20 protein-coding genes are annotated in these 21,563 nt (G+C 64.6%); 12 read left to right on the forward strand and 8 right to left on the reverse strand.

The window, feature by feature from the left end; genetic code table 11:
* Nucleotides 1-241 precede the first annotated feature (241 nt).
* The 4 genes from IEX43_RS07340 to IEX43_RS07355 all read left to right on the forward strand — a co-directional run bounded on the left by IEX43_RS07340 (nt 242) and on the right by IEX43_RS07355 (nt 5,629).
* Nucleotides 242-1,912 carry a peptide ABC transporter substrate-binding protein gene (locus IEX43_RS07340; RefSeq protein WP_104185080.1) on the forward strand — a complete coding sequence of 557 codons (1,671 nt, stop codon included), beginning with the start codon at nt 242-244 and terminating at the stop codon, nt 1,910-1,912.
* A 129-nt stretch (nt 1,913-2,041) separates the two neighbouring features.
* Complete coding sequence (locus IEX43_RS07345) at nt 2,042-2,971, forward strand: ABC transporter permease (RefSeq protein WP_188809704.1); 930 nt, start codon at nt 2,042-2,044, stop codon at nt 2,969-2,971.
* Nucleotides 2,961-3,911: an ABC transporter permease gene (locus IEX43_RS07350; RefSeq protein ID WP_188809705.1), complete on the forward strand. Its 951-nt coding sequence runs from the start codon at nt 2,961-2,963 to the stop codon at nt 3,909-3,911. Before IEX43_RS07345 ends, IEX43_RS07350 begins: the two co-directional genes overlap by 11 nt.
* Before the next feature lie 11 nt (nt 3,912-3,922).
* A complete protein-coding gene (locus IEX43_RS07355; RefSeq protein WP_188809706.1) occupies nt 3,923-5,629 on the forward strand; it encodes a dipeptide ABC transporter ATP-binding protein in 1,707 nt (568 codons plus the stop codon).
* A gap of 69 nt (nt 5,630-5,698) precedes the next feature.
* On the opposite strand, the gene IEX43_RS07360 is transcribed toward IEX43_RS07355, so the two are convergent.
* Entirely contained in the window at nt 5,699-6,583 is an 885-nt protein-coding gene (locus IEX43_RS07360) for an SGNH/GDSL hydrolase family protein (RefSeq protein WP_188809707.1), read from the reverse strand.
* A 270-nt stretch (nt 6,584-6,853) separates the two neighbouring features.
* On the opposite strand from IEX43_RS07360, the gene typA reads away from it, so the two are divergent.
* Together typA and IEX43_RS07370 are read left to right on the forward strand one after the other, a co-directional pair.
* Nucleotides 6,854-8,782, forward strand: a complete 1,929-nt coding sequence (typA, locus tag IEX43_RS07365) for a translational GTPase TypA (protein WP_188809708.1) — start codon at nt 6,854-6,856, stop codon at nt 8,780-8,782.
* Between the two features lie 705 nt (nt 8,783-9,487).
* The gene (locus tag IEX43_RS07370) at nt 9,488-9,820 is read left to right on the forward strand and encodes a hypothetical protein (protein ID WP_188809709.1); all 333 of its coding nucleotides are present in this window, start codon (nt 9,488-9,490) and stop codon (nt 9,818-9,820) included.
* Between the two features lie 49 nt (nt 9,821-9,869).
* On the opposite strand, the gene IEX43_RS07375 is transcribed toward IEX43_RS07370, so the two are convergent.
* Nucleotides 9,870-10,109: a putative acetyltransferase gene (locus IEX43_RS07375; RefSeq protein WP_229666350.1), complete on the reverse strand. Its 240-nt coding sequence runs from the start codon at nt 10,107-10,109 to the stop codon at nt 9,870-9,872.
* A gap of 136 nt (nt 10,110-10,245) precedes the next feature.
* Here IEX43_RS07375 and fdxA point away from each other — a divergent pair, with 136 nt between their 5' ends.
* From fdxA to IEX43_RS07390, 3 genes are all read left to right on the forward strand, one after another.
* Entirely contained in the window at nt 10,246-10,572 is a 327-nt protein-coding gene (fdxA, locus tag IEX43_RS07380) for a ferredoxin (RefSeq protein WP_026265673.1), read from the forward strand.
* Nucleotides 10,573-10,586: 14 nt separating this feature from the next.
* On the forward strand, nt 10,587-11,735 hold the full coding sequence (dapC, locus tag IEX43_RS07385; protein ID WP_188809710.1) for a succinyldiaminopimelate transaminase: 1,149 nt from the start codon (nt 10,587-10,589) through the stop codon (nt 11,733-11,735).
* A gap of 227 nt (nt 11,736-11,962) precedes the next feature.
* Nucleotides 11,963-13,249, forward strand: a complete 1,287-nt coding sequence (locus IEX43_RS07390; protein ID WP_066277559.1) for a citrate synthase — start codon at nt 11,963-11,965, stop codon at nt 13,247-13,249.
* A gap of 145 nt (nt 13,250-13,394) precedes the next feature.
* On the opposite strand, the gene galE is transcribed toward IEX43_RS07390, so the two are convergent.
* Nucleotides 13,395-14,408, reverse strand: a complete 1,014-nt coding sequence (galE, locus tag IEX43_RS07395) for a UDP-glucose 4-epimerase GalE (RefSeq protein WP_188809711.1) — start codon at nt 14,406-14,408, stop codon at nt 13,395-13,397.
* Nucleotides 14,409-14,561: 153 nt separating this feature from the next.
* Between galE and IEX43_RS07400 the strand changes: the two genes are divergently transcribed.
* Together IEX43_RS07400 and IEX43_RS07405 are read left to right on the forward strand one after the other, a co-directional pair.
* On the forward strand, nt 14,562-15,164 hold the full coding sequence (locus IEX43_RS07400) for a TetR/AcrR family transcriptional regulator (protein ID WP_188809712.1): 603 nt from the start codon (nt 14,562-14,564) through the stop codon (nt 15,162-15,164).
* Nucleotides 15,165-15,263: 99 nt separating this feature from the next.
* A complete protein-coding gene (locus IEX43_RS07405) occupies nt 15,264-15,875 on the forward strand; it encodes a hypothetical protein (RefSeq protein WP_188809713.1) in 612 nt (203 codons plus the stop codon).
* A gap of 60 nt (nt 15,876-15,935) precedes the next feature.
* On the opposite strand, the gene IEX43_RS07410 is transcribed toward IEX43_RS07405, so the two are convergent.
* Together IEX43_RS07410 and dapD are read right to left on the reverse strand one after the other, a co-directional pair.
* A complete protein-coding gene (locus tag IEX43_RS07410; protein ID WP_188809714.1) occupies nt 15,936-16,793 on the reverse strand; it encodes a hypothetical protein in 858 nt (285 codons plus the stop codon).
* A 7-nt stretch (nt 16,794-16,800) separates the two neighbouring features.
* Entirely contained in the window at nt 16,801-17,823 is a 1,023-nt protein-coding gene (gene dapD, locus IEX43_RS07415; protein WP_188809715.1) for a 2,3,4,5-tetrahydropyridine-2,6-dicarboxylate N-succinyltransferase, read from the reverse strand.
* 50 nt (nt 17,824-17,873) lie between these two features.
* Here dapD and dapE point away from each other — a divergent pair, with 50 nt between their 5' ends.
* Nucleotides 17,874-19,010: a succinyl-diaminopimelate desuccinylase gene (gene dapE, locus IEX43_RS07420; RefSeq protein ID WP_188809716.1), complete on the forward strand. Its 1,137-nt coding sequence runs from the start codon at nt 17,874-17,876 to the stop codon at nt 19,008-19,010.
* A 58-nt stretch (nt 19,011-19,068) separates the two neighbouring features.
* Here the strand turns inward: dapE and IEX43_RS07425 are convergent, their stop codons facing one another.
* The 3 genes from IEX43_RS07425 to IEX43_RS07435 form a co-directional block, all read right to left on the reverse strand.
* Nucleotides 19,069-19,908 carry an amino acid ABC transporter permease gene (locus tag IEX43_RS07425; RefSeq protein ID WP_188809717.1) on the reverse strand — a complete coding sequence of 280 codons (840 nt, stop codon included), beginning with the start codon at nt 19,906-19,908 and terminating at the stop codon, nt 19,069-19,071.
* Entirely contained in the window at nt 19,905-20,555 is a 651-nt protein-coding gene (locus IEX43_RS07430; RefSeq protein WP_102974984.1) for an amino acid ABC transporter permease, read from the reverse strand. The genes IEX43_RS07425 and IEX43_RS07430 overlap by 4 nt, the downstream gene beginning before the upstream one ends.
* 85 nt (nt 20,556-20,640) lie before the next feature.
* Nucleotides 20,641-21,528, reverse strand: a complete 888-nt coding sequence (locus IEX43_RS07435; RefSeq protein ID WP_188809718.1) for a glutamate ABC transporter substrate-binding protein — start codon at nt 21,526-21,528, stop codon at nt 20,641-20,643.
* Between the last annotated feature and the right edge of the window lie 35 nt (nt 21,529-21,563).

The raw sequence follows: 21,563 nt of genomic DNA on the forward strand, positions 1-21,563 counted from the left end.
CTCCTGCCCGATTCGCCGTAGGGGCTACCGGCGAGTAGCATGTGACTTGCACAACTTCCGTTGACCGACTAGGCGTTCAGTTGAAGCCGGTCACGGTTTGGCAACGGAGTACCAGTATCTGGACTTCGTGCGGTTAGGCTACTCGTATATGTAGGTTGCGTCACAGTCGAAAGCTGCGTCTCGCCTGCGGGGAACCACCAGATTCCCCCCTCGTTATCTCCCACAACTCATAGGAGGCGGAATGCGTTTTACGCGCACTTCCAAAGCACTGGGCATGGTGGCAATCGCCGCCCTCGCCCTGACCGGCTGCGGCGCTGGAGGCGGCAGCAATGAAGGGGCAAGCGACGCCGCAGGCGATCCGGCCAAGATCATCACGGCTTACAGCAACGAACCCCAGAACCCGTTGCTGCCGGCAAACACCAACGAGGTCTATGGCGGCCGCGTTGTTGAGCTTCTCTTTGAGGGCTTGACCAGCTACAGCCCCAGTGGTGAGTCGGTCAACGCGCTGGCTGAGTCCATCGAATCCCCGGATGGCCAGAACTACACCATCAAGGTCAAGAGCGGCACCAAGTTCACCAACGGCGAGGAAGTCACCGCCAAGAGCTTCGTTGACGCATGGAACTTCGCCGCGCTGAGCACCAACGCCCAGGCGAACAGCAGCTTCTTCGAATCCATCGAGGGCTACGACGCCGTCAGCGCCACCAAGAAGGAAGGCGAAACGGAAGTCCCCGCCCCAACGGCAGAGACCCTCTCCGGCCTGGTCCTCAAGGATGACTCCACCATCGAGGTCAAGCTGACTCAGCCGGAGGCCGACTGGCCGCTGCGCCTTGGCTACACGGCCTTTATGCCGCTTCCCTCCGAGGCCATCGCTGATCCCAAGGCTTACGGCGAGAACCCGGTGGGCAACGGCCCGTACAAGATGGCCAAGGAAGGCGCCTGGCAGCACGACAGCCAGATTGAACTCGTCAAGAACGAGGACTACGCCGGCACCCGCGAAGCCAAGAACGGCGGCGTGACCTTCAAGTTCTACACGGACCCGGCTCCCGCCTACACCGACATCCAGGCCAACAACCTGGACGTCACGGATGTCCTTCCCACCAACGCCCTGAAGACCTACACCATGGACTTCCCGGACAACCACCTCAACAAGCCGTACGCAGGCAACTCCACCCTGAACATCCCGGGCTACCTGCCCGAGTTCCAGGGCGAAGCAGGCAAGCTGCGCCGCCAGGCCATCTCCATGGCCATCAACCGTGACGAGATCACCAAGGTCATCTTCAGCGGCACCCGCATCCCGGCCAAGGACTTCACCTCCCCGGCCGTGGACGGCTACAACGAGAACGTCGAGGGATCCGACGTCCTGAAGTTCGATGCCGCCAAGGCCAAGGAAACCTGGGAAAAGGCCAATGCCATCAGCCCGTGGCCGGCAGACAAGACCCTCCAGCTCGGCTACAACACCGATGGCGGCAACAAGGAATGGATCGACGCTGTTGCCAACAACCTGAAGAACAACCTCGGCATCCAGGCTGAAGGCCAGCCCTTCGCCAAGTTTGCTGAACTTCTGGACCTGCGCAAGTCCCAGACGCTTCCCGGCTTCGCCCGGGCCGGCTGGCAGGCAGACTACCCGTCGCTCTACAACTTCCTCGGCCCGCTGCTGCGGACCGGTGCCAGCGCCAACTACGAGGGCTACTCGAACCCCGAGTTCGACAAGCTCCTCGACGAAGGCCTGGGCTCCAAGTCCACCGACGACGCCAACGCGAAGTTCACCGAGGCCCAGGAAATCCTGTTCCAGGACCTGCCCAACCTCCCGCTGTGGTACTCCGCACGCCAGGTCGTGTGGAGCCAGAACGTCACCAACGTGGACAGCGGCTGGAACGGTGTCATCCAGTACTACAACATCACCGCAAAGTAGTCCTGAGACCGTCCAACTCAAATAGCTAGTGGGGGTCCGGCACCAGCCGGGCCCCCATAGCCTTGATACCGGCAGGAAGCTGTCCTACATGAAATTCCCCCCATCTCCACAAGCCCCGGAGGGTCAGCTGTGATCCAGTTCATTTTCCGGCGCCTGCTCCAAGTCATCCCCGTGTTCCTGGGCACCACCCTGCTGGTCTACTTCATGGTGTTTGCCCTCCCCGGGGACCCCATCAGGGCGCTCTTCGGAGACCGTCCGCCCAGCGAAGCCGTCATCGCGGCCCTTCGCCAGCAGTACAACCTGGACCAGCCGTTCTGGGTCCAGTACGGCTTGTTCCTCAAGAATCTCTTTACGTTCAACCTGGGTGTCGATTTCACCGGCCAGCCCATCGCCGCCACGCTCGGCCGCGTCTTCCCCGTCACCGTAATGCTGGCCGTCGAAGCGCTCGTCATCCAGGCAGTGTTCGGCATCGGTTTCGGACTCATCGCCGGCCTCCGCAAGGGAAAGATCTTCGACTCGACGGTCCTGCTCGCCTCGCTCGTCGTCATCGCCATCCCCATCTTTGTCCTCGGCTTCGTCCTGCAGTTGGTTTTCGGTGTGTACCTGGGCTGGGCCAAACCCACCGTGGGCACGGACGTCAGCTGGAGCACGCTGCTGCTTCCGGCGTTCGCGCTTGCGCTGGTCTCGTTCGCCTACGTGCTTCGCCTCACCCGCGCGTCCGTGATTGAAAACTCAACGGCCGATTACGTCCGTACCGCCACTGCGAAGGGACTGTCCCGGCCCCGCGTGGTCATGGCGCATATCCTCCGCAACTCGATGATTCCCGTTGTCACCTACCTGGGCGCCAGCCTCGGCGGATTGATGGGTGGCGCCATCGTCACTGAAGGCATCTTCAACGTCCCCGGTGTGGGGCAGAAGCTCTACCAGGCGATTCTCCGCAGCGAAGGACCCACCGTCGTCGCGATCGTGAGTGTGCTGGTGCTGGTCTTCGTTATCGCCAACCTGCTGGTTGATTTGCTGTACGCCTGGCTTGATCCGAGGATTCGCTATGAAAAGTAACCAAGACACCACGCACTTCGTTGCCCCCATCGAGGAGACCCCTCTGCTGGCAACGGATGCGGTGAAGACTGACCAGGCCCCGCTGAGCCTGTGGGCTGACGCCTGGCGGAAGCTCCGCCGTCGTCCGCTGTTCATCGTCTCGGCAGTGATGATCCTGGTCATCCTGATTGTCGCGTTCTTCCCGGGCCTGTTCACCCAGACTCCACCGAACGACAACTGCCAGCTGGCAAATTCGGACGGCGCCCCTTCGGCCGGCCATCCGTTCGGGTTCACCTTCCAGGGCTGCGACGTGTACGCCCGCGTCATTTACGGCACACAGGCCTCCGTCATGGTTGGCGTGTTCGCCGTCATCGGCGTGCTCATCATCGGCGTGACCCTGGGCGCGCTGGCCGGCTTCTACGGCGGCTGGATCGATGCCGTGATCGCCCGCCTCGGCGACATCTTCTTTGCCCTGCCGCTGGTGCTCGGTGCGCTGGTGGTCACCCAGCTGCCGTTCTTCCGCGAGAACAAGAGTGTGTGGACGGTCATCATGATCATCGTGCTGCTTGCGTGGCCGCAGATGGCAAGGTTGACCCGCGGCGCGGTGATAGAGGTCCGCAACGCCGATTTCATCACGGCGGCCCGGTCGCTGGGGGTGTCCAGGATCCAGAGCCTCATCAAGCATGTGCTGCCCAACGCCCTCGCCCCCATCATCGTGCTGGCCACGATGGAGCTGGGTGTGTTCATCGTGCTGGAGGCGACGTTGTCGTTCCTTGGCATCGGCCTTCCAGGAAGCATCATGTCCTGGGGGAATGACATTTCCGCGGCGCAGTCGTCCATCCGCACCAACCCCGCCGTGCTCCTCTACCCGGCTGCCGCACTGTCCATCACCGTCCTGAGCTTCATCATGCTGGGCGACGCCCTGCGCGATGCTCTTGACCCGAAGAGCCGCCAGCGATGAAGGAGGCACACGTGACTGCATCAGATGTCACCATTACTGAAGCCGGAACACCCGCAAACCGGCCGCTCCTGGAAATCCGGGACCTCGCCATCACGTTCAACACCAGCAACGGCGAGGTGAACGCTGTCCGGAATGCCCACCTGACCATCATGCCGGGTGAGACCGTGGCGATCGTGGGAGAATCCGGCTCGGGCAAATCAACAACCGCCCTCGCAGCCATTGGGTTGCTGCCGGCAAACGGCCGGGTCTCCGGCGGACAGATCCTGCTGGACGGCGAAGACATCTCGGATGCGCCGGAAAAGCGGATGATCGAGCTGCGCGGCAACACCATCGGCATGGTGCCCCAGGACCCCATGTCCAACCTCAACCCGGTCTGGAAGATCGGGTACCAGGTCAAGGAGACCCTGCGCGCCAACGGCAGGCCCAGCGGACCGGACGACATCGCGAAGGTTTTGGCCGAGGCTGGCCTTCCGGACGCCCACCGGCGCGCGAAGCAGTACCCGCACGAGTTCTCCGGCGGTATGCGCCAGCGGGCCCTGATCGCCATCGGCCTGTCCTGCCAGCCCCGGCTGCTGATCGCGGATGAGCCCACGTCAGCGCTGGATGTCACGGTGCAGCGGCAGATCCTGGACCACCTTGAAGGCATGACGTCCGAGCTCGGCACGGCTGTCCTGCTGATCACCCACGACCTTGGCCTTGCCGCCGAACGGGCAGACAAGGTGGTGGTCATGTACCGGGGTCAGGTGGTCGAATCGGGGCCGTCGCTTGAGCTGCTGCAGAACCCGCAGCATCCCTACACCAGGCGGCTCGTGGAGTCGGCGCCGTCCCTGGCCAGCCGCAGGATCCAGGTTGCCAAGGAACAGGGCGTGGAGGCGGCGGACCTCCTCGCCCCGGCCGCTGAGGCGCGTGCCGCTGACAACGTCCTGCAGATCCAGGACCTGAGGAAGGTGTACAAGCTTCGGCAGGGCCTGGGGAAATCGTCGGACTTTGCGGCGGTGGACGGCGTAAGCTTCGAGGTCCTTCGGGGAACCACGACGGCGATCGTGGGGGAGTCGGGTTCCGGCAAGTCCACAGTGGCCAAGATGGTGCTCCAGCTGGAGAAGCCGACCGACGGCAAGATACTTTTCGACAGCGTGGACACCTCACTGCTGAAGCCCTCGGAACTGTTCAAGTTCCGGCGCCGGGTGCAGCCCATCTTCCAGGACCCCTATGGATCCCTGGACCCGATGTACAACATCTACCGGACCATTGAGGAGCCCTTGCGGGTCCACAAGATCGGGAACAAGGCCAGCCGCGAGAAGAAGGTCCGGGAGCTGCTGGACCAGGTGGCGCTGCCGCAATCCACCATGCAGCGGTACCCGAACGAGCTCTCGGGCGGGCAGCGGCAGCGCGTTGCCATTGCCCGTGCGCTGGCGTTGGATCCCGAAGTCATCATCTGTGACGAGGCGGTGTCCGCCCTGGACGTGCTGGTCCAGGCCCAGGTGCTGAACCTCCTGGCGGACCTGCAGTCCAACCTCGGCCTGACCTACCTCTTTATCACCCACGACCTTGCGGTGGTCCGCCAGATCGCCGACCATGTCTGCGTGATGGAGAAGGGGCGCCTGGTGGAGACAGGTTCCACAGACGACGTCTTCGACGCACCGCAGCAGGAGTACACGCAGGCGCTGCTCAACGCCATCCCGGGGGCCAAGCTAATGCTTCCGCCGGAAGTTGCATAAGCGGGCTGCCCGCACAACAAGAACGGCTGGAGCCGGGGCCTTCGGGCCTCGGCTCCAGCCGTCTGCATTTCAGTCCTGGCCCGGGCCGTCGTCCATGGTGCCTGAGGCCCGCAGCGGCTGCTGGTCCGCCGTCGGCTTGCGGTCCAGGCCCAGGTCATGGAGGCGGTCCTCGAGGAGGGTTCCCAATTTCTGGCGGCCAGCGGGGTTCATGTGCACTGTGTCCGCGAGGTCCTTGACCAGGCCGTACCGTGTCAACCAGTCACCCACGGATACGAAGGGGAGGTCATGGGACGCTGCCACCGACCCCAACAGGGCATCGACTTCGGTTCGCCGCCCGCCGCCGTGGGCTTCCCCACGGGCAAGCGTTCCGATCATCGCCATGCGCGTGCCGGGGTAGCGCTCCCGGAGCTCGGCGATGAGGCGTTCGGCATTGGCGGCTATCTGGCTGTCACTAGCTGCACCGGCGGCGTCATTGCCGCCGCCCTGAATGACAATGAGCGCCGGCGTGCCGGACGGGAGCAGCCAGTCGCCGCGCAGCAGGGCATCGATGTAGTTGCCCGTTGCACCGTTCGACGAGACAAAGCCGGTCCCGCCCCGGCCGCAGAAGTACACCTTGTACCCCGCCGCAGCCAGGCCCAGCCGTGGCCAGCCGTCCAGGGGTTCCGACTGTGAATCACCAATCAGCAGGACAGTCCTGCTGATCTCGGGGACAACGGCCTCGAGCCGCCCGTTGGCCGGGTTCAGGACGCGGGCACCGGCAGCTACTCCAACAGGATTCCCGGGTGCCCCTTGGGATCCCGCCGCCACTGCCGCCGCCGCAACTGGACGGGCGGATTTTTCGGGGGACGGGGCGGGCAGGCTGCAGCCGGAGAGGCCGGCAAACAAGGCAATAACGGCAGCGACGCCGGACGCGGCACAACGGGTCCAGGCCTTGGCGGCCGGGGATTTTCGCATCTGGTGTCTTTCGGGCTTGCACGGTCTGTCAGAGCAATCATGTGGCATGCCGATCCTTATGGCCAGTGATATTGCCCACAATTTTCCGTCGCGTCTCAGGGCCGGGGCCACGGAGTGCCCGCACGCCGCCGGAGAATTTAGGCCAATAAATGGCACTGGCGCTAGAATGGAGGAAGGCGCCCTGTGCTAAGGGCCTGATCCGTCGTGCGTTCCGGTTGGAAATGTCGCGATACAACAGCTGACTTTCACCACTGAATCGAGCCATTACGCATGTCTGAAACCACCACCAACACCGCGGTAGCCACTGCATCACGCAGTGACCTCCGCAACGTCGCGATTGTGGCCCACGTTGACCACGGCAAGACCACCCTGGTCGACGCCATGCTCAAGCAGACCAACTCCTTTGCCGAGCACAACCACCTTGAAGACCGCGTGATGGACTCCGGTGACCTGGAGCGCGAAAAAGGCATCACCATCCTGGCCAAGAACACCACCGTGGCCTACAACGGACCGTCCTCCAACGGCGAGACCATCACCATCAACGTCATCGACACCCCCGGCCACGCCGACTTCGGCGGCGAGGTGGAGCGCGGCCTGTCCATGGTCGACGGCGTCGTTCTCCTCGTTGACGCTTCCGAGGGCCCGCTGCCCCAGACCCGCTTCGTGCTGCGCAAGGCCCTTGCCGCACACCTGCCCGTCATCCTGCTGGTCAACAAGACCGACCGTCCCGACGCCCGCATCGAGGAAGTCGTCCACGAGTCCATGGACCTCCTCCTGGGCCTTGCCTCGGACTTGGCGGACGAAGTTCCGGACCTGGACCTGGACAAGATCCTCGAAGTTCCCGTTGTCTACGCAGCCGCCAAGGTTGGCCGCGCTTCCCTCGACCAGCCCGCTGACGGCACCGCTCCGGAGAACGAAGACCTGGAGCCGCTGTTCAAGACCATCATCGAGCACATCCCGGCACCCACTTACAACCCGGAGGGTGTGCTGCAGGCGCACGTCACCAACCTGGACGCATCCCCGTTCCTGGGCCGTCTCGCCCTGCTGCGCATCTACAACGGCACCCTGCGCAAGGGCCAGACCGTTGCCTGGGCCCGCGCCAACGGTGAGCTCAAGAACGTCAAGATCACCGAACTGCTGGCCACCAAGGCCCTGGACCGCGTTCCCGCAGAGTCCGCAGGCCCGGGTGAGATTGTCGCCGTCGCCGGCATCGAGGACATCACCATCGGTGAGACCCTGACCGACGCCGAGAACCCGCAGCCGCTGCCGCTGATCACCGTGGACGATCCCGCGATCTCCATGACCATCGGTATCAACACCTCGCCGCTGGCCGGCAAGGTCAAGGGCGCCAAGGTCACCGCGCGCCAGGTGAAGGATCGCCTGGACAAGGAACTGATCGGTAACGTCTCCATCAAGGTTCTCCCCACCGAGCGTCCCGACGCCTGGGAAGTCCAGGGCCGTGGCGAGCTGGCGCTGGCCATCCTGGTGGAGCAGATGCGCCGTGAAGGCTTCGAACTGACCGTGGGCAAGCCGCAGGTTGTCACCAGGACCATCGACGGCAAGATCCACGAGCCGATGGAGCACATGACCATCGACGTCCCCGAGGAGTACCTCGGCGCCGTGACCCAGCTGATGGCAGCCCGCAAGGGCCGCATGACCAACATGGCCAACCACGGCACCGGCTGGTGCCGGATGGAATTCATCGTTCCCGCCCGTGGCCTGATCGGCTTCCGCACCAAGTTCCTCACGGACACCCGCGGCGCCGGCATCGCAGCGTCCATCTCCGAGGGCTACGAGCCGTGGGCCGGCCCCATCGAGTACCGCACCAACGGCTCGATGATCGCTGACCGCGCCGGTGTTGTCACGCCGTTCGCCATGATCAACCTGCAGGAGCGCGGCTCGTTCTTCGTCAAGCCCACCTCCGAGGTCTACGAAGGCATGATCGTGGGCGAGAACTCCCGCGCCGACGACATGGACGTCAACATCACCAAGGAAAAGAAGCTCACCAACATGCGTGCAGCCTCCTCCGACACCTTCGAGAACCTGACGCCCCCGCGCGATCTGACCCTCGAAGAGTCCCTCGAATTCGCCCGCGAGGACGAGTGTGTGGAAGTGACCCCGGAAGCCATCCGCATCCGCAAGGTCATCCTGGACACCAACGAGCGCGCCAAGGCCAACCGCGCCCGCGCCAAGGTCTAGTCACCCAGGCCCGTAACTGAAACTGCCGGTACGGCGGTGGGTAATTCCCGCCGTCGTACCGGCTTTTTCTTTGTCCTACGGGGCGGCGCGGTCTGCGCAGTAATACCCGGGTTCGTTGCGCCGGAACGCTCCCTGCGCAAGGAACGGCCCCTTCAACGCGCCCGGGCCTTTTCCACATAGCCGATCTTCACCGCTGTGTCTGAGCCCGAGGGCAGGCAGCATGCTCTCATGCGGACTGTTACTGCGGCGCTGGCCGCACTTGGGGGAGTTGCCAGCACCACTTCACTGCAGCGGGCCGGAGTATCCCGGCGAAGTATTGAAGCCGGTGTGCTTGACGCCGCTGTCCAAAGAGTGGCGCGGGGCGTGTATGCGCTGCCGAACTCAGATCCCTTGCTGGTCCACGCCGGCCGCCATCATGCGGTTCCGGGCTGCGTCACGGCTGCCTCCGCAGCGGGGCTATGGGTCATCAGAACGCCCGGTAAACCGCATCTGACTGCGCGGCATGGCAGGCCGGTCAGTGGTTGCGTGGTGCACCGGGGCCCCGTCCCACCGACGCATCTGGACATTGTGTGTCAGGCCCTGCGCTGCCTGCCGCCCCTTGAAGGACTGACAATTGCGGAATCTGCAGTCAAAAAGGGGCTGGTTCAGCTCCCGGCGCTGCGGGACCGGTTTCCGGCGGCACGGGAAAAGGCGATTGTTCGCTTGGTGGCCAGAATCCGCCCGCAATCCGGGTCCATCATCGAGACGATGGCCCGGTACCTGCTGGAAGAGGCAGGGCTGACCGTCGAGTTGCAGGTCCAGATTCCCGGCATGGGTCACCTGGATCTGCTGGTTGACGGTCTGCTGGGCGTTGAGGCAGATGGGTACGCCCATCACGCCAGCAGGGAAGCGTACCGGGAGGACAGGCGGCGATGGAACGTGACCGTTATCCGGGGTGTTCCCACCCTTCGCGTGACCTACGAAATGCTGCTCAGCGAGCCCCAGGAGTTCGTGCGCCTGGTGCGCCAGGCCCTCGCAACGTACCGGTCTGCGCAGTGACCCGCGGGTTCGATCCGCTGCGGCAGTTCCTGCGCAGTGTGGGCCGCGCCTACTGCGCGGGCCGGCGCCGCTCGGGTGCCGGCGGGACTTCCTTGGCGGCCACTACCGCTGACAGCTGGATAACGACGTCGGCCTTCCGCGTCCGGATGGTGCACGCACCGGCGTCGCATTCCACCAGATGGCCCAAGGCATCCGTCAGGCCGCCCTCGATGCGGTAGCGCACCACCACCCGCATTCCGGGTGTTGCGCCGGAGAGGAACCCGGCGGGGGTAGGAACAGGCTGACTCACCAGTTCATACTAGGGTGTCCGGCTAGGTTCGCGGGAACGGGCTGGGAGATAATAGGCTCAGATGTCAAGGGTCCGGCCGCAGCGCCGGATGCAAGTGCCGGCGGGTTGCCGGAACCAACGTGGAGAGGCCAGGGACGTGACGTACGTAATCGCGCAGCCGTGTGTAGATGTCAAGGACAAGGCATGTATCGAGGAATGCCCCGTCGACTGCATCTATGAGGGTGAGCGTTCGCTGTACATCCATCCGGACGAGTGCGTGGACTGCGGTGCCTGTGAACCGGTGTGCCCTGTTGAAGCCATTTACTACGAGGATGACACCCCGGAGGAATGGGCGGACTACTACAAGGCCAACGTTGAGTTCTTCGACGACCTCGGTTCGCCCGGCGGAGCAGCGAAGGTCGGCAACACCGGCAAGGACCACCCGATGATCGCCGCACTGCCGCCGCAGAACCAAGACCACTGACGCGGGAAGATACCGTGACCGCAGCAGCGAGGACGTTTGGCCTGGACCTGCCCGACTACCCGTGGGAAGCCATGGCGCCGTATGCCGCCAAGGCGGCGCAGCACCCGGGCGGGGCCGTTAATCTGTCCATCGGGACCCCGGTGGATCCTACGCCGGCCCTGATCCAGGACGCGCTCAAGGCCGCGGCGGACGCCCCCGGGTACCCCACCGTGCACGGCACAGCGGCCTTGCGTGAAGCCATCGCAGGGTGGTTCGAAAGGCGCCGCGGCGTGGCAGGGCTCGATCCCCGCAACGTCATGCCCACCGTGGGCTCCAAGGAACTGGTGGCCTGGCTGCCGCTCCTCTTGGGACTCAAGCCGGGAGACGTCGTCGTCCGCCCCAAGGTTGCGTACCCCACGTACGACATCGGCGCCACCCTCGCTGGCGTGACGTCCGTGGCAACGGACAATCTGGACGAACTGGATGACGCCACCCGTGCTCGCGTCCGGCTGATCTGGGTTAATTCCCCGGGGAACCCGACCGGCAGCGTCCGGGGTGTCGAATCCCTGAAGGCGCTGGTGCAGCAGGCAAGGGAACTGGGCGCCGTGGTGGCCTCCGACGAGTGCTACGCAGAACTTGGCTGGGGCGACTGGGATGTCCAGCGAGGCGGCCAAGCCGTTCCCAGCATCCTCGATCCGCGCGTAGCCGGCGGATCCCATCAGGGCCTGCTGGCTGTCTACTCCCTGAGCAAGCAGTCCAACGTGGCGGGCTACCGGGCAGCATTCGTGGCGGGCGACCCCGGCCTCATGCCCAACCTGGTGAACAGCCGCAAGCACGCGGGCATGATCGTGCCCTATCCGGTGCAGGAGGCCATGCGCGTGGCGCTCGGCGACGACGCCCACGTGGAGGCGCAGAAGGACCTGTACCGGGGGCGGCGCGAGCGGCTGGTTCCGGCGCTGCTGGACTTCGGCCTCGAGATCAAGGATTCCGACGCCGGACTGTACCTGTGGTCCACCGCCGGGGAAAGCACCTGGGACACGGTGGCCCGGCTGGCGGACCGCGGGATTGTGGTGGGCCCCGGGGTTTTCTATGGCGAGGCGGGCAACGGGTATATCCGCGTGGCGCTGACCGGAACGGACGAGCGTGTCGACGCAGCAGTGTCCCGGCTCGTTGCGGCACCGTAACAATACTGTGACTCGCGCCACAACGGCCCGGTTTTAGGGGCTTCCGGACCGTCTCGGATTAGTGGCACCCGCCAAGGGGCGGTACTTTTTAAGTGACTATCAATGGTGGCTTTCTACAAGAAGGCAGCCCGGGTGTTGGAACCTGTGTTCTCAGGCTTCGTGCGCGGCTCACCTGATGTTGGATCAAGCTTTCGACAGAGGCCCAGAAGCCTCATGAAGGGGACTCCATGACTGAGACCAACAATGCGGCCACCCTGCACCACGCAGGAGGCGAGCTCAAGCTGCCGCGCATCCAGGTTGTTGAAGGAAACGAGGGCTACGACGTTTCCAAACTGCTGAAGCAGACGGGCGCAGTCACCTTTGACCCCGGCTTCATGAACACGGCAGCCACGACTTCGGCCATCACCTACATCGACGGCGATGCTGGCATCCTGCGCTACCGCGGGTACCCCATCGAGCAGCTGGCCCAGCACTCCAGCTTCCTCGAGGTGTCCTACCTTTTGATCTACGGCAACCTGCCCAGCCCCACGGAGCTGGAAGAGTTCGACCAGAAGATCCGCCGCCACACCCTGCTGCATGAAGAGCTCAAGGGCTTCTTCAGCGGCTTCCCGCGCGACGCGCACCCCATGCCCGTGCTGTCCTCGGCGGTGTCCGCGCTGTCCACGTTCTACCAGGACTCGCTGGACCCGTTCAACGCCGAGCAGGTGGAGGTTTCCACGATCCGCCTGATGGCCAAGATGCCGGTGATCGCGGCGTACGCGCACAAGAAGTCCATCGGCCAGCCCATGCTGTACCCGGACAACTCCCACAACCTCGTGGAAAACTTCATGCGCCTGAGCTTCGGCCTGCCGGCCGAGCAGTACGAAGTCGACCCGGTCATTGCCAAGGCGCTGGACCTGCTGCTGATCCTGCACGCGGACCACGAACAGAACTGTTCAACGTCCACCGTGCGCCTGGTGGGCTCGTCCAACGCCAACCTGTTCGCATCGGTGTCCGCCGGCATTAACGCGCTCTTCGGTCCCGCCCACGGTGGCGCCAACGAGGCTGTGCTCAAGATGCTCCGCCAGATCCAGGCCGACGGCACGAAGCCCGAGGACTACATGGAGAAGGTGAAGAACAAGGAAGACGGCGTCCGCCTCATGGGCTTCGGGCACCGCGTCTACAAGAACTACGATCCGCGCGCGAAGATCGTCAAGGCCACGGCCCACGAGATCCTCAGCAAGCTTGGCGGCAACGACGAACTACTGGACATCGCCCTGCGCCTGGAAGAGAAGGCGCTCAACGATGACTACTTCATCCAGCGCAAGCTCTACCCGAACGTGGACTTCTACACCGGCCTGATCTACAAGGCCATGGGCTTCCCCGAGAAGATGTTCACGGTACTGTTCGCCATCGGCCGCCTCCCCGGCTGGATCGCCCAGTGGCGCGAAATGATCAGCGACCCGAACACCAAGATCGGCCGCCCGCGCCAGCTCTACATCGGCGAGCCGGAACGGGACTACCCGGTCCGCTAACTCCCCGGATCAATCCCTGCAATTACGACGGCGGCCGCCCACCTTCCAAAGATGGGCGGCCGACGTCGTTAATCACCATCGATTGCTCCGTAGGTGTCGTTTTGGGTCGTCAAAACGACACCTACGGAGCAATCGATGGGGGAGATCAGGAGGTGTAGCCCTGCGGGTTGTTCTTCTGCCAGCGCCAGTGGTCCTCGCACATCTGGTCAACGGTTTTGGTGGTGGACCAGCTGAGGTCCGCCAGCGCGGAGGTGGCGTCAGCCCAGAAGGCGGGTAGGTCGCCGGCGCGGCGGCCGGTGATCTCGTAGGGGATCGGCTGCCCGACGGCCTTCTCGAAGGACCGGAGCACCTCCAGGACGGAGGAGCCCTTGCCCGAGCCCAGGTTCCAGCGGAAGACGCCGGTGCGGTCCGCAACGTAGTTCAGCGCGGCCACATGCCCCTCGGCAAGGTCCACAACGTGGATGTAGTCGCGCAGGCAGGTGCCGTCCGGGGTGTCGTAGTCGCCGCCGAAGACCATCAGCTTCTCGCGGCGGCCGACTGCCACCTGGGCGATGAAGGGAACCAGGTTGTTGGGAATGCCCTGGGGGTCCTCGCCGATCCGGCCGGAGGGGTGGGCGCCGACCGGGTTGAAATAGCGCAGCAGGGCTATGTGCCAGCGAGTGTCAGCGGCACCCAGGTCCGAGAGGATGTCCTCGATCTGCTCCTTGGTGCGGCCGTACGGGTTGTTGGCCCCGATCTCCATCTTCTCCACATAGGGAATGGGGTTGTGCTCGCCGTAGACGGTGGCCGAGGAACTGAAGACGATGGACCGGACGTCGTGGCGGTCCATGACCCGGATGAGGTTCAGGGTCCCCACCAGGTTGTTGTGGTAGTACTTGAGCGGCTCACGGACGGATTCGCCAACGGCTTTCAGCCCGGCAAAGTGGATCACCGCGTCAATGGGGCTGGCGGCGAAGACACGCTCGACGGCGGCCTCATCCACCAGGTCCACGTGGTGGAAGTCCGCGGTCTTGCAGCTGAGTTCGGCAACCCGGCGGAGCGATTCCTCGCTGGAGTTGACCAGGTTGTCGATAACCACCACATCATGGCCGGCTTCCTGCAGGGATAGAACAGTGTGGGAACCAATGTAGCCGGTGCCCCCGGTGACCAGAATTTTCATGCCTCTAACGCTATCCCAAGGACACCGGCTGCCGCCGCCGTGTTCCGGATGCCGGGCAGGGCCCACCTGAACCACGGTGAGGCGCAGCAGGTCACGGCGGCGGCGCGGCATGCCGGACCGTCCAATGGAGCACATCCGTGCTAAATAGGAGGAGTGCCAAAAATCGTAGATGCCGAAGCCCGGCGCCAGGACGTTGTTGAAGCAGTCCTACGCATCATCGCCGGTGACGGGCTGGAACGGGCTTCCCTCAGGGAAACGGCGGACGAAGCCGGGCTGGCTGTGGGTTCTGTCCGCCACTATTTCGCGGGTAGTGAGGAATTGCTGGCATTCGCCTTCGCCTCTGTGGTGGACCGCATCGTGCGCCGCCTGGAGGCATCCATGCCTGACGTGCACGCGGCGGAACCCGGTACCCCTGAGCATCGCGCGGCCATATTAACCCTCCTGTGCGGGCTGCTGCCCCTGGACGGGCCCCGGGCGCTTGAGGTGTGCGCCTGGATGGCGTTCCGGAATGCCGCGAGGGTCCGCCCGTTCCTTGCCGCTGAGGCAGACCGTAGCCACCGGGAGGTGGCCGTCATCGTGGGCAGGGTCATCAGCGCCCTGAGGCCCGAGTACGAGCCGAAGGAAAGCCTGGTGGTGGAAGCCGAGCGGCTGCTCGCGACCCTGGACGGGCTGTGCATGCACGCCCTGCTGCAGCCCGGATGGATGACCCGGGAAATGTGCGTGGACGTCCTGGAACAGCACCTCGACGGGATGTGATGACTGCCACTAACGTGGGCGTCAGGGGGAATAGACTGGGAGCCGGGGGCGCTACCGGATCGCCCCTCCCGGCAAGGGCACGCGACGGAAGGACGTCGGATGTATCAGACAAGCGGTACCAGGTGGCAAATCACCGCGGACACGTCGGGGCCAATGATGATAGCCCTGTTCGTCCGGGATACTGCGGGGCTCGACGGCGCAGGGCACCCCGCGCTGTCCCACGCAGCGCCCAAGGTACGCAGCGCCGATCATTCACACTTGACCGCGGACGTCGGCGGCCTGAGTGCCCTCAAGACAGAGTGGGAGGCATGGTGGGAGCAACTGCTCAAGGCACATCCCCAGACGTCTCCCGAGCTGTCGCCGCCGGACTTCGACGCCTTTGGCAATTCTCCTGCCCTGCAGCGCGTGCTCCAGGCCCACTTCGGGTCCGCCCTCACCTGGGCCCGGGAGCGCAGGAGCGAATACGCGGAAATTGAGGCGGAGCGTGCTGCCAGCGGCGCGGACCAGCTGCTGGAGGACTTGGTGGACGACAGGCTGATGGAGGTTGGCCGCGATTCCCGTGACTTCAAGCTGACCATCATCGAGCTTCCGCTGAACGAGCAGCGGGCCTGGTACCTGGAGCCGGACAAGATCATTATGAGCAACCGGCTGATGGCCGAGCCTGAGCTCTTCCGCAGTTACGTGCAGCCGGTGGTTGAGATCCTCGTCTAGGGACCTCCATCCGGCAGCAGGCCGCCGGCAGCCACGGGGCAGTATTCCTGCGGCAGCCGTTCAGCTGCCGGTCCCGTCCGCCGCCACCGTGATCCGAACCTGTCCGTCCGTGGCCGCAGAGGCCTGCCACCCGTCCCGGGCCTCCCGGTTCCAGCTCCGGCCGGCGACGTCCACCTGCGTGACCTCGAAGCCTTTGGCGTTGGCAACCGCCCATTGCGCCACGGACCAGGCCTGGCTGCCGGCAGCGTCCACCACCAGCGTTTCACCCTCAACAGCCGTCCCCAGCGGCCCGTAGGCCTGGCTGAGTTCCGCTGACAACGCGGCGGTATCCCCGCCGGTGCCGGGCGCGCGGAGGGTGCACCGGACGGCTTCGGGCGTCTGGCCGGTCAGCCCGGAAGCAAAGGTTCGCCCCATCTCCTCGTGCTGGGCATAGGCGGTGGGGTAGGCGGAGCGCTGGACGCGCTGGGCTGCGTCCGTGATCTCAAGTGACTCGTAGCCTGGAACTTTGACCAAGGCGTCGTAGAAGGCGTTCGCGGCGTAGTAGGGATCCATGATCTGTGCTTCGGTTCCCCATCCCTGGGAGGGGCGCTGCTGGAACAGCCCGCGGGAGTCCGGGCCGGCCTTGTCCCCGTGATCAATGTTCCGGAGTTTGGACTCCTGCATGGCGGTGGCGAGGGCGATGCTGGCAGCCCGCGGTGGAAGCCCGCGCTGCACCGCCACGGCGGTGATCAGGGAAGCGTTGACGGCCTGGTCCGGGGCGAGTTCCGAGGTTCGCTCGCCAATAACGGCCCTGCAGCGCTCCGAAACGAGTGTTTCGGAGCGCTGCAGGAAAAAGACGGCCGAGTAAACGCCGCCTGCCACCAGTGCCAAGGCCAGCACCAGTACTGTGAGGCGGCGCAGTCCGCGTCTTCGTGCCATGGAATGATCAGTTGGCGTGGAGGGCGTCGTTCAGCTCCACGGTCTGGCCCTGGCGGGGGAGGACCTCCACCGCGCCCGTGGTGGAATTGCGGCGGAACAGCAGGTTGGGCACACCGGACAGTTCGGCAGCCTTAACGATCTTTGTGGTGTCCTCGCCCACCTCGTCCTTGGGCCCGGGCACGCGGACCCGGGTTCCGGCCGTGACGTACAGGCCTGCCTCCACCACGGAGTCGTCGCCGATGCTGATGCCCACGCCGGAGTTCGCCCCCAGCAGCACCCGCTCGCCGATGGTGATCTTTTCCTTGCCGCCGCCGGACAGCGTGCCCATGATGGAGGCGCCGCCGCCCACGTCGCTGCCGTCGCCGGTGACCACGCCCGCAGAGATGCGGCCTTCCACCATCGACGTACCCAGGGTGCCGGCGTTGAAGTTCACGAACCCTTCGTGCATCACGGTGGTTCCTTCGGCCAGGTGCGCACCCAGCCGCACCCGGTCGGCGTCGGCAATCCTCACTCCGGAAGGCACAACGTAGTCCACCATGCGCGGGAACTTGTCGATGCCGTAGACGGTGACGGCACCGCGGCGCCGCAGCCGCGCACGGGTGAGCTCAAAGCCTTCCACTGCGGCGGGGCCGAAGTTTGTCCACACAACGTTGGGCAGCTTGCCGAAGATGCCGTCAAGGTTGATGGTATTGGGCCGGACCAGGCGATGCGAGAGGAGGTGCAGGCGCAGGTAGGCATCGGCGGTGTCGGCCGGGGCTTCATCGAGGTGGATCTGGGCAAAAACCACCTTCTGCTCGGTGCCGCGGTCCTGGTCCGCACCATTCTCGGCGATGCTGGTCAGCGATGCATCCGCGTTCTCGACGGAACGAAGGTTTTCGGCGGCGACACCAAGCGCCGGAGCGGGAAACCATACATCCAGGACGCTGGCATCAGCGGTGGAAACGGTGGCCACGCCGAAGCCGTAGGCGGAGCGGTGGTCGGTGGATGCATGCGAGGTTTCGGGCACGGCAGAAGAAGCAGTCTCAGTCATGGCCCCAGTCTATCGACGGGCGGGGACAGGGTCCGAACTAGACTGGCTTCGTGACTGCCGAAACCACACCCCAGCCTTCCACCCTGCAGCTCGACCTCCGCCAGGATGTTGCGTGCCTCACCGCCGCCATTATGGACATCAACAGCGTGTCCGGCCACGAAAAGGAACTTGCGGACGCCGTTGAAGCGGCCCTGTTGGCAGTTCCCCAGCTGAGCGTTCTCCGGGACGGCGATTCGATCATCGCCCGCACCGATCTGGGCCTTCCCGAACGCGTCATCCTGGCAGGACACCTCGACACCGTGCCGCTGCCCCTGGCAGGTGATGCGAAAGGGACCGTTCCCTCCAGCTGGGAGTCGGGCGTTCCGGGGGAGGGCATCCTGTACGGCCGTGGCGCTACCGACATGAAGGGCGGCGTTGCGGTGCAGCTTGCCCTGGCGGCCACAATGTTCGACGACGGCGCCTCGCCAAAGCGGGACGTCACCTTTGTGTTCTACGACCACGAGGAAGTGGAAGCCGTCAAGAGCGGTCTGGGCCGCCTGGTCCGCAACCACGGCCACCTGCTCCGCGGTGACTTCGCCATCCTGCTGGAACCGACGCACGGCACGGTGGAGGGCGGCTGCAACGGCACCAGCAGGTTTGAGGTGACCACGGTGGGGGAGGCAGCCCACTCCGCCCGTGCGTGGATGGGCAGCAACGCCATCCACGCCGCGGCACCGATCCTGGCCAGGCTGGCCAGCTACGAACCGCAGACCATCACCGTGGACGGACTCGAGTACCGCGAGAGCCTCAATGCCGTGAAGATCAATGGCGGGACGGCCGGGAACGTGATCCCGGACCGGTGCGTGGTGGAAATCAACTACCGGTTCGCCCCGGATAAAACCCCCGACCAGGCCGAGGCCGTCGTTCGGGACCTGCTGTCAGATTTCAACGTTGTCCGCACCGATGCTGCCGCCGGCGCCCGGCCCGGTCTGCACCATCCGGCCGCCGCGTCCTTCGTTTCCGCCGTGGGAGCCGAGCCGAAGCCCAAATACGGCTGGACCGACGTCGCCCGTTTCAGCGAACTGGGCATCCCGGCGGTGAACTTCGGTCCGGGTGATCCCTTGCTGGCACACAAGGACAACGAACACGTGCACGCAGACGCCATCCGCACGTGCCTGGCGGCGCTGCGGAAGTGGTTGGCAACCTGAACTTAAGAACGACGGCCCGGACCAGTTGGTCCGGGCCATCGTCATTTAGGGAGGACTATCAGGGAACGGGTGCTTCGGCAGCTTCGGGTTCGGCCTTGGCCACACCGCCGGCTGCCTTCTTGGATCCGCGCCTCTCGATCCACACCGCGATCCTCGAAACGAGGATGTTGATGGCGATGTAGATGGCTGCCGCCACGAAGAAGATCGGGAACAGGAACTGCGTTCCCAGGAAGTCTGCCATGACCTGCACGGCGCGAAGGAGCTCGCCGTACGCCACGATGTAGCCGAGCGAGGTGTCCTTGAGGAGCACCACCATCTGCGCCACCAGGGACGGCATCATGCGCCGGACCGCCTGCGGAAGCTCGATCAGCATGCGTGACTTGAAGCTGGTGAGGCCGATGGCAAGCCCGGCCTCGCGCTGCCCCTTGGGCAGCGACTGGATACCGGCACGGATGATTTCGGCAAACACTGCCGAGTTGTACAGCACCAGGCCGGTAACAACAGCAATGAAGGGCGACGTGCCAAAGCCCAGCAGGACGAACAGCATCATCAGGACAACCGGCATGCCGCGGAGGAATTCCAGCACCACCCGGGTGGGGATCCGGATGAAGGCTGCATCCGAGATGCGCAGCAGGCAGAGCAGCAGACCCAGGGGGAAGGCGATGACAGCCGCGAGGGCTGCAGCGCTGAGGGTTGCGCCCAGGCCATTGCCCAGGAGCATCCACACATCGGCCCGGGTGAAGATCTGCCAGCGGCGCCCTTCAAAGATGCCCTGCTGCGCGAACGTCATGATGATCCAGGCCAGCAGGCCCAGGATCAGCAGCGAACCCACGATGGATCCGATCAGGGAGATGCGCCGGGCTTTGGGGCCTGGCACGTCGTAGAGGACTGAGCTCATCGGGCAATCGCCACCTTTCGTTCCACCGTGCTGGCCAGGATGCCCAGCGGAACGGTGAGGAGCAGATAGAAGAATGCAACGCCCAGCAGGACGGGGATGACGGCGTCACCGTTGGCGTTTGCCAGCTGCCGGCCGTAGCCGAACAGCTCCAGGACGAAGAATGCGCCGGCAACCGAGGAGTTCTTGACCAGGGCGATCAGGATGTTGATGAGCGGCGGGACCACCGTCCGCAGGGCCTGCGGCAGGATGATGAGGTTCAGGACTTGCCCGAAGTTCATGCCAATGCTGCGGGCCGCTTCGGCCTGGCCCACCGGGACGCTGTTGACACCGGAGCGGACAGCTTCGGCGATGAACGCTGCGGTGTAGGTGCTGAGTGCAATGATGGCGGCAATTTCGAACTGCTCGAACTTCACTCCGAGCCGGGGAAGGACAATCGCCGCGAAGAAGAAGGCAATGGTCAGGGGAGTGTTCCGGAGGACCTCCACGTAAACCGTGCTGAATCCGCGGAGCGCTGCCACGGGGGAAACCCTGGCTGCCGCGAGGAGGGTGCCGAGTACCAGTGCGATGACGCCGGAAACGGCGGAGAGGAAAAGCGTGCGAAGAAAACCGTTCCAGTAGAGGGGAAGGTTCTCAAGAATGACGTCCATAGGATCCTTTGGATGTGGGCGTGGACGGAAGCGGAGACGGCGGTTGCCGGGGCCGCGGAGCAGCCCCGGCAACCACTGGGGTTACTTAGTAACGGTCAATCTCGGGCAGCTCGGGGGCAGTCTTGATGACGGAGCCCGCAGTGTCTTCCCATGCCTTCTTGTACGACCCGTCCTCTTCGAAGGATTCCAGCTGGTCGTTGATCCAGTTGCGGAACTCGGTGTCGTCCTTCTTCAGGCCGATGCCGTAGGGCTCCTTGGTGAAGGTCTCATCGGAGGCGAGCTTGAAGGCTTCCGGTTCCTTGTCCACGAAGCCGGCCAGGATCACGTTGTCCGTGGTAACGGCCTCTACCTGCTTGTTGCGCAGCGGCTCAAGGCAGGCGGAGTAGGTTGCAGCCGGAACGAGTTCCGCTCCGTACTGGTCCACGATGGTGGCTGCGGGGGTGGAGCCGGTTACTGAGCAGACCTTCTTGCCGCGGACGTCCTCGGGGGTCTTGATGGTGTCATTGTCTGCGTTGACCATCAGCGCCTGGCCGGCCTCGTAGTACGGCCCTGCGAAGCTGACAACCTGCTTGCGCTTGTCGTTGATGGTGTAGGTGGCGATGACCAGGTCGACCTTGCCCTGTTCGATGAACGGCTCGCGGTTGGCGGAAACGGTCTCGGACCATTCGATCTTGTCAGCCGGGATGCCCAGCTTGGCCGCGATGAGCTTGCCGATCTCCACGTCGAAGCCGATGGGCTTGCCGTCCAGGCCCACCTGGCCGAAGAGGGGCTGGTCGTACTTGGTGCCGATCTTGATGGTGCCGGCCGAGGCGAGCTTTTCCATGGTGGTGCCGGCAGCGAAGGTGGGCTCTGCAGCAACCGAGGGATCGCCTCCGGCATCGGTGCCGCCTCCGCCGCAGGCGCTCAGGGACAGGGCGAGGGCGGCGGTAGCCGCCACGAAGAATGACTTCCGCCGGGTCATAAATGCCTTCATGACATTCCTTTCATTGCGGCCGTGGGTCACGGCCT

It is taken from the genome of Pseudarthrobacter polychromogenes, from assembly GCF_014644495.1.
Classification (GTDB): Bacteria; Actinomycetota; Actinomycetes; order Actinomycetales; family Micrococcaceae; genus Arthrobacter; species Arthrobacter polychromogenes.